This window comes from Nitrospirillum guaranorum (assembly GCF_034653275.1).
Classification (GTDB): Bacteria; Pseudomonadota; Alphaproteobacteria; order Azospirillales; family Azospirillaceae; genus Nitrospirillum.
The window spans coordinates 223,462-236,812 of sequence record NZ_JAYEES010000001.1 but is presented as its reverse complement, the minus strand read 5'-3'; the positions used below and the strand labels follow the sequence as shown (position 1 = coordinate 236,812).

Annotated in this window: 10 protein-coding genes; 9 read left to right on the top strand and 1 reads right to left on the bottom strand. The window is 69.7% G+C overall.

All coding sequences use genetic code 11. The annotated features are described in order from the left end of the window. Nucleotides 1–2: 2 nt before the first annotated feature. Nucleotides 3–731 carry a FadR/GntR family transcriptional regulator gene (locus UAJ10_RS00815; protein WP_044562306.1) on the top strand — a complete coding sequence of 243 codons (729 nt, stop codon included), beginning with the start codon at nucleotides 3–5 and terminating at the stop codon, nucleotides 729–731. Between the two features lie 30 nt (nucleotides 732–761). Then, the gene (locus UAJ10_RS00810) at nucleotides 762–1,145 is read left to right on the top strand and encodes a methylglyoxal synthase (RefSeq protein ID WP_322913325.1); all 384 of its coding nucleotides are present in this window, start codon (nucleotides 762–764) and stop codon (nucleotides 1,143–1,145) included. Nucleotides 1,146–1,197: 52 nt separating this feature from the next. Here the strand turns inward: UAJ10_RS00810 and UAJ10_RS00805 are convergent, their stop codons facing one another. After that, on the bottom strand, nucleotides 1,198–1,785 hold the full coding sequence (locus tag UAJ10_RS00805) for a DUF4142 domain-containing protein (protein ID WP_322913323.1): 588 nt from the start codon (nucleotides 1,783–1,785) through the stop codon (nucleotides 1,198–1,200). Nucleotides 1,786–1,976: 191 nt separating this feature from the next. Between UAJ10_RS00805 and UAJ10_RS00800 the strand changes: the two genes are divergently transcribed. From UAJ10_RS00800 to UAJ10_RS00770, 7 genes are all read left to right on the top strand, one after another. After that, nucleotides 1,977–3,794, top strand: a complete 1,818-nt coding sequence (locus UAJ10_RS00800; protein WP_322913321.1) for an HAD-IIIA family hydrolase — start codon at nucleotides 1,977–1,979, stop codon at nucleotides 3,792–3,794. 154 nt (nucleotides 3,795–3,948) lie between these two features. Then, on the top strand, nucleotides 3,949–5,922 hold the full coding sequence (locus tag UAJ10_RS00795; RefSeq protein WP_322913319.1) for a M61 family metallopeptidase: 1,974 nt from the start codon (nucleotides 3,949–3,951) through the stop codon (nucleotides 5,920–5,922). Nucleotides 5,923–6,249: 327 nt separating this feature from the next. After that, nucleotides 6,250–6,840, top strand: a complete 591-nt coding sequence (locus tag UAJ10_RS00790) for a helix-turn-helix domain-containing protein (protein ID WP_322913317.1) — start codon at nucleotides 6,250–6,252, stop codon at nucleotides 6,838–6,840. Between the two features lie 199 nt (nucleotides 6,841–7,039). Beyond that, nucleotides 7,040–10,681: a hydantoinase B/oxoprolinase family protein gene (locus UAJ10_RS00785; RefSeq protein ID WP_322913315.1), complete on the top strand. Its 3,642-nt coding sequence runs from the start codon at nucleotides 7,040–7,042 to the stop codon at nucleotides 10,679–10,681. Then, on the top strand, nucleotides 10,681–11,373 hold the full coding sequence (locus UAJ10_RS00780; RefSeq protein WP_322913313.1) for a DUF969 domain-containing protein: 693 nt from the start codon (nucleotides 10,681–10,683) through the stop codon (nucleotides 11,371–11,373). Before UAJ10_RS00785 ends, UAJ10_RS00780 begins: the two co-directional genes overlap by 1 nt. Next, nucleotides 11,370–12,326: a DUF979 domain-containing protein gene (locus UAJ10_RS00775; protein WP_322913311.1), complete on the top strand. Its 957-nt coding sequence runs from the start codon at nucleotides 11,370–11,372 to the stop codon at nucleotides 12,324–12,326. Before UAJ10_RS00780 ends, UAJ10_RS00775 begins: the two co-directional genes overlap by 4 nt. Continuing rightward, complete coding sequence (locus UAJ10_RS00770) at nucleotides 12,323–13,351, top strand: DUF2891 domain-containing protein (RefSeq protein ID WP_322913310.1); 1,029 nt, start codon at nucleotides 12,323–12,325, stop codon at nucleotides 13,349–13,351. The genes UAJ10_RS00775 and UAJ10_RS00770 overlap by 4 nt, the downstream gene beginning before the upstream one ends.

Here is a 13,351-nt window from a genome sequence, read left to right as displayed (position 1 = left end):
GGATGATTGCCAAGTTTCGCGGCCAAAACCTGACGTTCGCCATCGTCCAGGATCTGGGGGCCGCGATCGTTACCGGGACCTACAGCGCCGACAAGCCCTTCCCCATCGAGGCCGACCTGTGCAAGCACTACGGCGCCAGCCGCAGCGTCCTGCGCGAGGCGGTGAAGATGCTGACGGCCAAGGGCCTGCTGCGCGCCCGCCCCCGGCAGGGCACGTGGGTCGAGCCCGAGGAAAGCTGGAGCCTGCTGGACCCCGACGTCCTGCGCTGGATCCTGGAGCGCAAGTTCTCCCTGCCCCTGCTGGCGGAATTCACCGAGATCCGCCTGGCCGTGGAACCGCTTGCGGCCCAGCTGGCCGCCGCCCGGGCGACACCGGCGGAGAAGGCCGCCATCAAGGTGGCCATCGACCGCATGTACGCGGCCGAGCGGGGGGAGGATGACCCCCTGACCACGGACATCAACTTCCACGTCGCCATCCTGAAGGCCAGCGGCAACCGCTTTTACCTGCAGCTGCGGGAACTGATCGACACCGCCCTGCGTTTCAGCATCCGGCGCACCAACCAGTACAAGGGGGTGCGTCTGGCCAGCGTGGCCGACCACAACGCCGTGGCCGAGGCCATCCTGGCGGGCGATCCCCCCCGGGCGGAGGCCGCCATGCGCTACCTGATGCAGGAGGCGCTGGACCTGCTGTCGCAGGGCGAGGAGGCCGAGGGCAAGGCCGCGGCCTCCTGAGACGACCCTTGAAAATCCGGAGTCTGCGCGATGCGTGAAGATGGACGCCTGGCCATTGGGCTGATCGCCCATGACGGCAAGAAACAGGCGATGGTCGACTGGGCGCTTGCCCATGCCGATTTCCTGCGGGCGGGCAAGATTTTCGCCACCTCCTCCACCGGGACCCGGGTGGCTGAGGTGATCGAGGGCCTGGACATGACCCGCCTGCGCAGCGGCCCCCTCGGCGGCGACCAGCAGATCGGCGCCCTGATCGTCGAGGGGGGGCTGGACATCATGATCTTCTTCGTCGACCCGCTGGGCACCCTGCCGCACGATGTGGACGTGAAGGCCCTGCTGCGCCTGGCGACGCTGGCCGACCTGCCCTTCGCCTGCAACCCCGCCACCGCCAGCCTGCTGGTCGCGGCCATGACATGAAAATGGGGCGGCCCGCGCGGGACCGCCCCTGTTCCGCCGGTGATCCCGGGATTTACTTCGTCTTGTCCAGGGTCTTGGCCATCTCCAGGTGCTGGGCGATGGTGGGTTCGGTCTTGGCGGCCCAGTCCTTGAGGGCCGCGTTGTCGCCGCCCTTGGCGTAGCGCTGGAAGGCGCTGTCGGCGTCCTTGTGGGCGCCCACCTGGTCCTCGCGATACTGCTTCACGAAGTCGGCGCCGCTCAGGCTCTTCAGCTTGTCCAGCTTCTTCTGGTGGGCGTTGTCCAGCGCGGTGGGGATGGTCGCCTGCACGGTGCCGCCGGTGACGATGGTCTTCAGCTCCGTCGACGTCTTCTGGTGCGCCGCGATCATCTGGCTGGCGAAGGACTTGGTGGCCTCGTCGCCCTTCTGCTGCGCCAGTTCGCTGGACTGGATTTCGAACATGTCGCTGATGGCGACCTCCTTCACGAAGTCCTCCGTGCGCGGGGTGACGCCCAGCACGGAATTGGCGCCGGTCTTCTCGCCCATGGACTTGGCCTTGTCGCCCACGGACTCTTGCGCCGACGCCGGGGTGGCGATGGCGGGGGCGAACAGCATCAGGCACAGGGCGGAGGCGGCGGCCGCCTTGCCGGTCAGGGTCCTCATGATGGCAACTCCTCATGACGGTGACGTGGGGGCAGGGTGATAGGGGGGCGGGCGGCCCCTAGGTCGCCCACAACCCCAGCAGAAGCGCCGGGCCGGCCGTTCGGTTCCGCCGGTCGCGGTTATTGCGCCGGCGGCCCCCCGCCTCCTATGGTGGCAACCCGCTGGTGGGACGCTGGTGAGGCGAGAGGGGAATGGGGAATTCGGCCCAGGTGGTCATTCTTGCGGGCGACGGCGACACTCCCGCCCTGACCGACATCGCCGGCGTGGCCCTGCTGGGCCGACTACTGGCGATGATCGCCCGGTCCACCCTGCGTGACGTGCTGGTGCTGAGCGGCTCGGCCGCCGTCGCCCGATACTGCGGCGATGGTGCCGGCTGGGGCCTGGCGGTGCGGGTGGCGCCCGGGGTCGTGCCCAGGGTGGTGGAGGCCGAGACCATGGTGGTCCTGCCCGGCGACGTCCTGTTGGACGTGGACCTGGATCGCTTGCTGGACCATCACCGCCGCCAGGGCGCCGACGCCACCCTGTTGCTTCGGCCCAGCGACGGGCCGGCGGAGGCCGACCTGGTCGACAGGGCGGAGGATGGCCGGGTGCGGGGCCTCCATCTCCCGCCCCACCTGGGTGATTTCCATAACCAGGCATGGCCAGGCCCTTATGTCGTGGAGCGGCGGGCGTTGGCCGGCGGCGACCTCTCCGGCCGGGCGCTGGTGGATCGCCTGTTGCGGGCGGGACGCCCGGTGCAAAGCCATCTCAGCCCGGAATATGTCCGCCCCGTCGCCTCGGCGGGCGATTTGGACCGGGCGCGGGCGGACGTGGCCGGCGGCCTGCCTGATCGCCTGTCCCTGCGCCGGCCCCAGCCGGCCGTCTTCCTGGATCGCGACGGCGTGCTGAACGTGGAGAAGGGCAGCGTCAACGCGGTGGAGGCGCTGGAGCTGATCCCCAGCGCCGCGCCGGCGCTGGCGCGGCTGAACCGCGCGGGCTTCCGCACCCCGGTGGTGACCAACCAGGCGGGGGTGGCCCGGGGCCTGTGCAGCCTGGAAACGCTGGACGCCATCCACGCCCGGCTGGAAACGGGGCTGGGCGCCCAGCATGCCTATGTCGACCGCATTTATTTCTGCCCCCACCATCCCGACCCCGCCCTGGCCGGCGGGGTGCCGTCGCTGCTGGTCCGCTGCGAGTGCCGCAAGCCCAGGCCGGGCATGGCGCGCGCGGCGGCGGCTGACCTGAACATCGACATCGCCCGGTCGTGGATGGTCGGCGACAGCTCCAGCGACATGGGCCTGGCGCGGGCCTGCGGCATGGGCGGCATCCTGGTGCGCGACGGCCATGGCGGGCGCGACGGCAAAAGTCCGGCCCAGCCGCACGTCGTGGTCGACGACCTGGCCGATGCCGTGCGCTTCATCCTGGATGTCTGGCCCGGGCTGTCGGCCCATCTCGACGGCTTGGCCGCCGGCATCGGGCCGGGCGACGTGGTGCTGGTCGGTGGTCTCGCCCGGGCGGGCAAGAGCCTGCTGGCGCAGTGCCTGTCCCTGCGCCTGGGTCAGCGGGGCCAGCGGGCCGTGGTGCTGGGCCTGGACAGTTGGCTGAAATCCCATGACCAGCGGGGCGCGGGCGTCCTGGGCCGCTATGATCTGGCGGCGGCGGGCCAGGCGCTGGCCGCCGTGACGACCCGGGGCACGGCCATCACCCCGCCGCGCTACGACGTGCTGACCCAGACCAGCCACCCGGGCCGCGAGCAGATCGTCCTGGGGCCGGACGATATCCTGATCGTCGAGGGCGTGCCCGCGCTGACGCAGCCGGCCTGGCGGGCCCTGGCCACCCGCCGCCTGTACGTCGCCACGGACGAGGCGGGCCGCCGGGCGCGCTTCCGTGCCGAATACCGGCGCCGGGGCTGGACGGATGAGCGCATCGAGTCGACCTACCAGGATCGTCTGAGGGATGAGCGGCCCATCGTCCTTGCCAGCAAAAGTTACGCGGACGCCGAAACCAGCCTGGACGGCCTGCTGGATTGACCCCGTCGTCGCGGAAGCGCGGGGTATCAAAAATTTCGCCATTCAAATTATTAAAGAAACAATGCAAGATTTTTACATATGAATTGAAGGGCTAAGCTAAGATTTGGCCCATGCCAACATGCCTGCGCGGGGCGGGCCAACAAGATGGGGTTTGATGTCCGTGAAGTCTTCCGTCCTGTCCCTGGCCGCCCTGCTGGCGGCCGGTACCGCCCTGATGAGCCCGCTGTCGGCCGTTCCGGTCCGGGCCGATGAGGTCCTGCCGCAGCCCTATCCCGCCGCGGCCCCCATACCCGAGCCGCAGGACGTGGCTTATCCCGGGACCATCCGCCTGCAGGTCGATGCCACGGATACCGAGCGCCGCATCTTCTGGGTGAAGGAGACGGTGCCGGTGAAGGGGCCCGGCCCCATGACCCTGCTGTACCCGAAGTGGCTGCCCGGCAACCACTCCCCCACCGGGGCCATCGACAAGCTGGCTGGCCTGATCATCCATGCCAAGGGCGGTGCCGCCGACGGCCAGCGGGTGGAATGGGAACGCGATCCCGTCGAGGTCTACGGCTTCCACGTCGATGTGCCCAAGGGCGCCACGGCGCTGGAGATGGAATTCCAGTTCGTTTCCCCCACCGCCGACAACCAGGGCCGCATCGTCATGACGCCCGACATGACGAACGTGCAGTGGAACGCGGTGGCCCTGTACCCCGCCGGCTACTTCACCCGCCGCATCCCGGTGGAGGCCAGCGTGAAGCTGCCGGAGGGCTGGGGCTTCGGCACGGCGCTGGACGTGGCTAAGGAGGCGGGGAAGGACGGCATCACCACCTTCAAGACGGTGCCCTTCGAAACTCTGGTGGACAGCCCCATGTTCGCCGGCCGCTACTACCGCCGTCTGGACCTGGATCCGGGCGGACGGTCGCCCATGCACCTGAACATCGTCGCCGACCGGCCGGAATTGTTGGAGGCGACGCCCGACCAGATCGCCTTCCACCGCAACCTGGTGGTCCAGGCGGACAAGCTGTTCGGCGCCCGCCATTACGACCATTACGAGATGCTGCTGGCGCTCAGCGACAAGCTGGGCCACATCGGCCTGGAACACCACCGCTCCAGCGAGAACGGCACCACGCCCACCTATTTCACCGACTGGAACAAGTCGGCGGGACATGAGCTGCTGTCCCACGAATACACCCATTCCTGGAACGGCAAGTATCGCCGCCCGGCGGACCTGTGGACGCCCAACTTCAACGTGCCCATGCGCGACAGCGGCCTGTGGGTGTATGAGGGCCAGACGCAGTTCTGGGGCTGGGTGCTGGCCGCGCGCGCCGGCCTGACCACCCGGCAGCAGGCGCTGGACAACCTGGCCGGCGTGGCCGCCACCCTGGAAACCCGGGCGGGCCGCGCCTGGCGCGACCTGGCCGACACCACCAACGGCCCCACCGTGGCCATGCGGCGCCCGGCGCCCTGGATCAGCTGGCAGCGCGCCGAAGACTACTACATCGAAGGCCAGCTGATCTGGCTGGACGCCGACAGCCTGATCCGTGAGCGGTCGGGCGGCAAGCGCTCGCTGGACGATTTCGCCAAGGCCTTCTTCGGCGTCAACGACGGCAGCTACGTCCCGGCCACCTACACCTTCGACGACGTGGTCAAGACGCTGAACCAGGTGGAGCCCTATGACTGGGCGACCTTCCTGCGCACCCGCCTGGACACCCACCAGTCGGCCCCCCTGGATGGCCTGGCGCGCGGCGGCTACAAGCTGGTCTACACCGACCAGCCGCTGTCTGAGGCCAGCCGCGCCAACGAGGCGCCGGGTTCCCTGAACATGACCTATTCCCTGGGGTTCGCCTTGGACAAGGGCGGCATGCTGACCAGCGTCCAGTGGAACGGCCCGGCCTTCAAGGTGGGCCTGACCGTGGGCACCACCGTCGTGGCGGTCAACGGTGTCGCCTACGATGCCGACCGCATGAAGGCGGCGGTGACGGCGGCCAAGGGCCAGGGCCCGGCGGTGGAACTGATCGTCAAGAACGGTGACCGCTATCGCACCGTGCGCATCGACTACCACGACGGCCTGCGCTACCCGCACCTGGAACGGGTGGAAGGCACGCCGGCGCGCCTGGATGACCTGCTGACCCCGCGCGGCTGATGGAACTGCCACCCCCGGCCCCGCGCGGGTCGGGGGTGTGCGCAATAAAGTGTCCGGACGGTGGATTTCTGCGCAATGCAGGCCCCAGGTTCCGGGGGTGGACACGGAACAAGATTATCCTATGGTGGCAACGCAAAATTTTCTGGTTCAAAAATTTTGAACCCCCCAGCGTGCTTTTTGGGGGCAGCCCGGGCAAGACGGTGCGAGTGGTAAATAGGGCCGGACCGATCCAACGGTACCGGAGTGGGGCCTAGCGTTTCAGGAGGAGGTGGGGGCGGCCGGGCATTCCCCCGGTGGCGGCCCGTTGAGGAAGGTCGAGGAGTCCCAATGCAGATTTTGAGTACCCGGGCCAAAAAGCCGTCCATGCCCATCGGGGAGCAAATCCGCAAGCGTCGCAAGGACATGGGCCTGACGCTGCAGCAGCTGGCCGACCGTTCCGGCCTGTCGGCGCCGTTCATCAGCCAGGCGGAGCGCAATCTCAGCGTTCCCTCGCTGGTGTCCCTGTTGGCGCTGGCCGAGGCGCTGGAGGTCGACATCTCCTTTTTCATGCAGGTGCCCAACACCGGCACCATCGTGCACCGCGCCGCCAAGCCCAACATCATCGAGGTGGACAGCCCCGTCCAGTACATCGACCTGGCGTCGGATCTGGATGACCGCAAGCTGGACATCATCATGATGAAGATTCCGCCGGGCCACGCCTTCCCGGTGGACACCCGCAATGGGGAGCATTTCCGCTACGTCCTGTCGGGTGAGCTGTACGCCACGGCCGGCAACACCCGCACCACCTTGAAGGCCGGCGACAGCATGCACTTCGACGCCCGCATGAAGCACACGGTGGAAAACCGCACGGACCAGGAAGCGGTGCTGCTGTACGTCGGCACGCCCAGCGTCTTCAAGAAGGCCCAGCGCGCCAAGTAAGGGCGGGCCGGCAAGTAGATAATTCCGCTTACAGCGCCGTCGGCAGAACTTTCGGAACGACGGCGGCGCTCTTTCGGTCACTTTCACTAACGATCCCACCTTGGTCCCGAACGGGACGCCAGGGTAGGGTAAGGCCCGTCGGCATCAGGCGGCCCGTGGGGATGGCTTTCCCGCAGGCACTTAAAAAGAAAGACGGGACATGGCGGCAGTGCGTCCGGAGGCAGGCGGATCCGGCTGGGAATTCTGGGTCGATCGCGGCGGCACCTTCACCGACGTGGTGGCCCGCCGGCCCGACGGCCGGCTGCTGACGGCCAAGCTGCTGTCGGAAAATCCCGAGCAATACCAGGATGCGGCGGTCGCCGGCATCCGCGCCCTGCTGGCGGACCATCCCGCCTTCCCCGCCGACATCGACGCCGTGAAGATCGGCACCACCGTCGCCACCAACGCCCTGCTGGAGCGCAAGGGCGAACCGCTGGTGCTGGCCATCACCCGGGGCCACGCCGACGCCTTGCGCATCGGCTATCAGGCGCGCCCGCGCCTGTTCGACCGGCACATCAGCCTGCCCGACGCCCTCTACACCCGCGTGGTGGAGGTGGCGGAGCGGGTGGACGCCGAGGGGTCGGTGCTGACGCCGCTGGATGAGGACGCGACCCGCCGCGACCTGCGGGCCGCCTATGACGCCGGCTACCGCGCCGTGGCCGTCGTTCTGATGCACGGCTACCGCTTCGACGATCACGAAAGGCGCGTGGCCGCCATCGCCCGCGCCATCGGCTACACCCAGGTGTCGGTCAGCCATGAGACCAGCCGCCTGATCAAGCTGGTGCGCCGGGGCGACACCACGGTGGTGGACGCCTACCTGTCGCCGGTGCTGCGTCGCTATGTCGACCAGGTGTCGGGCGCGCTCAGGGACAATGATGGCGACTCTCGGCTGCTGTTCATGCAGTCGAACGGTGGCCTGGTGGACGCCCGTTCCTTCCAGGGCAAGGACGCCGTGCTGTCGGGCCCCGCCGGCGGCATCGTCGGCATGGTCAGCACGGCGGTGGAGGCCGGGTTCGACAAGGTCATCGGCTTCGACATGGGGGGCACCTCCACCGACGTGTCGCACTACGCCGGCACCTATGAGCGGACGTACGAGACCACCGTGGCCGGCGTGCGCCTGTGCGCGCCCATGATGAACATCCACACCGTGGCCGCCGGCGGCGGCAGCGTTTGTTCCTTCGACGGGTCGCGCTTCCGCGTGGGTCCGGAATCGGCGGGGGCGGTGCCCGGCCCCGTCTGCTACCGCCGGGGTGGGCCCCTGGCCGTGACCGACTGCAACCTGATGCTGGGCAAGATCCAGCCGGCCTTCTTCCCCCACGTTTTCGGGCCCGGGGCCGACCAGCCGCTGGACCTGGCCGCCGTTGAGGCGCGCTTCCAGGCGCTGGCCGCCGAGGTCAAGGCGGCCACGGGCGAGGAACGCACGCCGCATCAGCTGGCCGAAGGCTTCATCACCATCGCGGTGGAGAAGATGGCCAAGGCCATCAAGGAAATCTCGGTCCAGCGCGGCTACGACGTGGCCCAATACACGCTGGCCTGCTTCGGCGGCGCCGGGGGGCAGCACGCCTGCCTGGTGGCCGACGCCCTGGGCATGAAGCGGGGGATGATCCATCCCTTCGCCGGGGTGCTGTCGGCCTATGGCATGGGCCTGGCCGACCTGCGCGTCATCCGCGACCGCACGGTGGAACAGCCCCTGTCGGCGGACCTGGATCTCGCCACCCCGGCCGACGCCCTGGCGCGGGAGGCCAAGGCCGCCCTGGCCGCCCAGGATGTGCCGGTGGCGGACGTGGCGGTCGAGCTGACCGCCCGGCTGAAATACGCCGGCACGGACACCGGCCTGACCGTGCCCTTCGGTGACGCCACGGCGTTGGCCGACGCCTTCGCCGACGCCCACCAGCGCCGCTTCGGCTTCACCGCGCCGGGCAAGGCCGTGGTGGTGGAGGCCCTGGCGGCCGAGGCCATCGGCCGTCCCGGCCGGGGCAGCATCACGGCGGCGGAGGGGGACACGGCCACCGGCGCGCCGCGGCCCTTGGCCCAAGTCCGCACCTATATGGCGGGGGCCGAGGCTGTCACCCCCGTTTATGATCGCGCCCACCTGGCGCCGGGTCATGAGGTGGATGGCCCCGCCCTGATCCGCGAGGCCACGGCCACCACGGTGATCGAGCCCGGCTGGCGCGCCCGGGTGGACGTCCACGCCAACCTGGTCCTGGAACGGGTGGTGGCCTTGGCGCCCCGCACCGCCATCGGCACCACCGTGGATCCAGTGATGCTGGAGGTGTTCAACAACCTGTTCATGGCGGTGGCGGAGCAGATGGGCTACGCCCTGCAGAACACCGCCTATTCGGTCAACATCAAGGAACGGCTGGATTTCTCCTGCGCGCTGTTCGACGCCCAGGGCGGGCTGATCGCCAACGCCCCGCACATGCCGGTGCACCTGGGGTCCATGGGCGACAGCGTGCGCGCCATCGTCGACGCCCGGTCCCGGGACGGGCGGGGCCTGCGGCCCGGCGACGTCTACATGCTGAACGCGCCCTATAACGGCGGCACCCACCTGCCCGACGTCACCGTGGTCATGCCGGTGTTCGATGCCGACGGCAGCCTGCTGGTGTTCGTGGCGGCGCGCGGCCACCAGGGCGACATCGGCGGCATCACCCCCGGCTCCATGCCGCCCGACAGCCGCACCGTGGAGGACGAGGGCGTGCTGATCGACAACTTCCTGCTGGTGGAGGGCGGCCGCTTCCGGGAGGAGGAGACGCGGGTCCTGTTGGCCAGCGGCCGCTATCCCGCCCGCAACCCCGACCAGAACATCGGCGACCTGCGCGCCCAGGTGGCCGCCTGCGCCAAGGGGGCGGAGGAGATGGCGGCCATGGTGGGCCATGTAAGCCGCGACGTGGTCGAGGCTTACATGGCCCACATGCAGGACAACGCCGAGGAGGCGGTGCGCCGCGTCATCGACGTGCTGAGCGACGGCACCTTCCGCTATGAGATGGACAACGGCGCCGTCATCCAGGTGGCCGTCACCGTGGACCGGCAGGCGCGCCGCGCGCTGGTGGACTTCACCGGGACCAGCGCGCAACTGGAAACCAACTTCAACGCGCCGCTCAGCGTCTGCCGGGCCGCCGTGCTCTACGTCTTCCGCACCCTGGTGGATGACGAGATCCCGATGAACGAGGGGTGCCTGAAGCCCATCGCGCTGAAGGTGCCGGCCGGCTGCCTGCTGAACCCCGCCTACCCGGCGGCGGTGGTGGCCGGGAATGTGGAGACCAGCCAGGTGGTGGTGGACGCGCTCTATGGCGCCCTGGGGGTCATGGCCGGCGCGCAGGGCACCATGAACAACTTCACCTTCGGCGACGACACCCGCCAGTATTACGAGACCATTTGCGGCGGGTCCGGCGCGGGGGCCGACTTCGACGGCACCAGTGCGGTGCAGACGCACATGACCAACAGCCGCCTGACCGATCCCGAGGTGATGGAGGTGCGCTACCCCGTGCTGGTGGAACGCTTCGGCATTCGGCGCGGCTCCGGCGGGGCGGGGCGCCACCGCGGCGGTGACGGGGTGGAGCGGCTGATCCGCTTCCGCGCCCCCATGACCGCCGCCATCCTGTCCAACCGCCGCCGCGTGCCGCCCTTCGGCCTGGACGGTGGCGGCGCGGGCGCGCCGGGGGTGACGGAGGTGCATCGGGCCGACGGCACCGTCCAGGTGCTGGCCGCCACCGACACCGTGGCCATGAACCCGGGCGACGCCATCCTGGTCAAGACGCCAGGGGGAGGCGGCTATGGGCCGGTGGGCGAGGGCGACGCCTGATGCTCAGCCTGGTCGGCATCGCCATCGTCGCCGCCGGTTTCGCCGCCCGCCTCAACCCGCTGCTGGTGGCGGTGGCGGCGGCCTTCGGCACTGGCCTCGCCGCCGGCATGGGCGTGCTGGAGATCGTCGCCGCCTTCGGCCGCCTGTTCAACGCCAACCGCTATATCTGCCTGGTTTACCTGTTCCTGCCCCTGATCGGCCTGCTGGAGCGCCTGGGCATCCAGGTGCAGGCGCAGCGCCTGATCGGCGGCCTGAAGGCCGCGACGGTGGGACGCACCTACCTGGTGTTCTTCGTGCTGCGCCAGATATTGGCGGCCCTGGGCGCCAAGGACCTCAGCGGCCATGCCCAGATGGTGCGCCCCGTCCTGGCCCCGATGGGCGAGGCGGTGGCGGAAGAGACGCTGGACCGGCCCCTGGCGCCGGCGGAGCGCACCCTGGTGCGGGCCCATGCGGCGGCGGCCGAGAACATCGCCCTGTTCTTCAGTGAGGACATCTTCGTCGCCATCGGCTCCGTCATCCTGATCAAGGGCTACCTGGCCGCCAACGGCATCGAGGTCAGCCCCCTGGACGTCTCCGTCTGGGCCATCCCCACCGCCCTCGTCGCCGTGGTGGTGCACGGCGCCCGCCTGCTGCTGCTGGACCGCCGCTTGGCGGCCAAGACCGCGCCGGCCGGGCAGGGGGCGCCGTCATGATCGGCATCACCCTCGCCTATGACCTGGCCGGCCTGATGTTCGCGGCCATCGCCTGGCGCTCGGCGCGCGACGCCGGCAACCCCAAGCGTCTGGGCGCCGGCCTGTTCTGGGCCCTGCTGGCGCTCAGCTTCCTGGCCGGCGACCATCTGGGCGACCTCGGCAACGGCGTCCTGGTGCTGGCGCTCAGCGTCCTGGGCGGCTTCGGCCTCATGGGCCGGGGGACGGAGGCGGAGGCGCCAAAGGCGGAACGGGAGGCGCAGGCCCGGCGCTGGGGTTATTGGCTGTTCCCCGTCCTGTTTCTGCCGCCGGTCATCGCCCTGGCGGGTACCATCTGGGGCCCGGCCCTGACCTGGAACGGCCAGCCGCTGGTGGACCCCAAGCAGGGCACGCTGATCTGGTTGGCGCTGGGCATCGTTGCCGTTCTGGCGGCGACTACCCTCTATACCCGCCAGCGGCCGGGCACGCCCCTGCGCGACGCGCGGCGCCTGGTGGAACTGGTGGGCTGGGCCGCCATCCTGCCCCAGGTGCTGGCGGCCTTGGGTGGCATCTTCGCGCTCGCCAAGGTGGGTGACGCCGTGGCGGCGCTGGTGGGCCAGTACCTGACCCTGGACCACCGCTTCCCCCTGGTGTGCGCCTATACCGGCGGCATGGCGCTGCTGACCATCCTGATGGGCAACGCTTTCGCCGCCTTCCCGGTCATGACCTCTGGCATCGCCCTGCCGCTGCTGGTGGGGCGCTTCGGTGGCGACCCGGCCGTCATCTCCGCCATCGGCATGCTGTCGGGCTTCTGCGGCACGCTGATGACGCCCATGGCCGCCAATTTCAACATCGTCCCGGCCGCCCTGCTGGAGCTGCCGGACCGCAACGCGGTCATCCGGGCGCAGGTGCCGACGGCCCTGCTGGTCCTGGCGGCCAACACCCTCCTGATCCAAATCCTGGGCTTTCCCAAATGACCGACTCCGTCTTCCCGGGCCTCGATGAGGCCCACGCCGTCCAGTTCGCCGAGATCGCGCTGGGCCACGTCACCCGCGAATACCCCAACGTCATCACCCATATCCTGAACGGGCCGGAGGACGCGCTGACGCCGCGCGACATGCACCCCATCTTCTTCGGCAGTCTGGACTGGCATTCCTGCGTCCACGGCCATTGGTTGCTGGCCCGCACCCTGCGGCTTTTTCCCGACAGCCCGGTGGCCGACCGCATCCGCGCCCTGTTCGCCGGCAGCTACACCCCGGAAAAGGTCGCGGGCGAGCTGGTCTATTTCCAGCGCCCCAACACCGGCACCTTCGAACGGCCCTACGGCTGGGCATGGTATCTGCTGCTGGCCGCCGAACTGCGCCGCACCGGCATGGGGGCCGTGGGCACCGCCTGGGCCACGGCGCTGGCGCCGCTGACGGCGGAGATCGTGGCCCGGCTGAAGGCTTACCTGCCCAAGGCCACCTACCCGGTCCGCACCGGCCTGCACATCAACACCGCCTTCGCCCTGACCCTGTCCATGGCCTATGCCCGCCGCCGGGGTGATGATGGCCTGGCCGACCTCATCACCCGGACGGCCCAGGCCTGGTATGGCGGCGATGCCGACGCCCAGGTGTGGGAGCCGTCGGGCACTGACTTCCTGTCGCCGGTGCTGACCTCCGCCGTCGCCATGGCCGCCGTGCTGCCGCGTGAGGAGTTCCGCGCCTGGTTCGCCCGCCTGCTGCCCGGCGTCGCGGCGGGCCGGCCGGGAACACTGTTCACCCCGGCCACGGTCAGCGATCGCAGCGACGGCACCATCGCCCACCTGGACGGCCTGAACCTCAGCCGCGCCTGGTGCTGGCGCGCCATCGCCGCCCAGCTGGACGCGGACGATCCCGTGGCCGTGCAGGCGCGGGCGGCGGCCGACGTGCATCTGGCCGACGCCCTGCCGCATCTGGACTCCGACTACATGGGCGAACATTGGCTGGCCAGTTTCGCCGTGCTGGCCTTGGATGGGGTATGA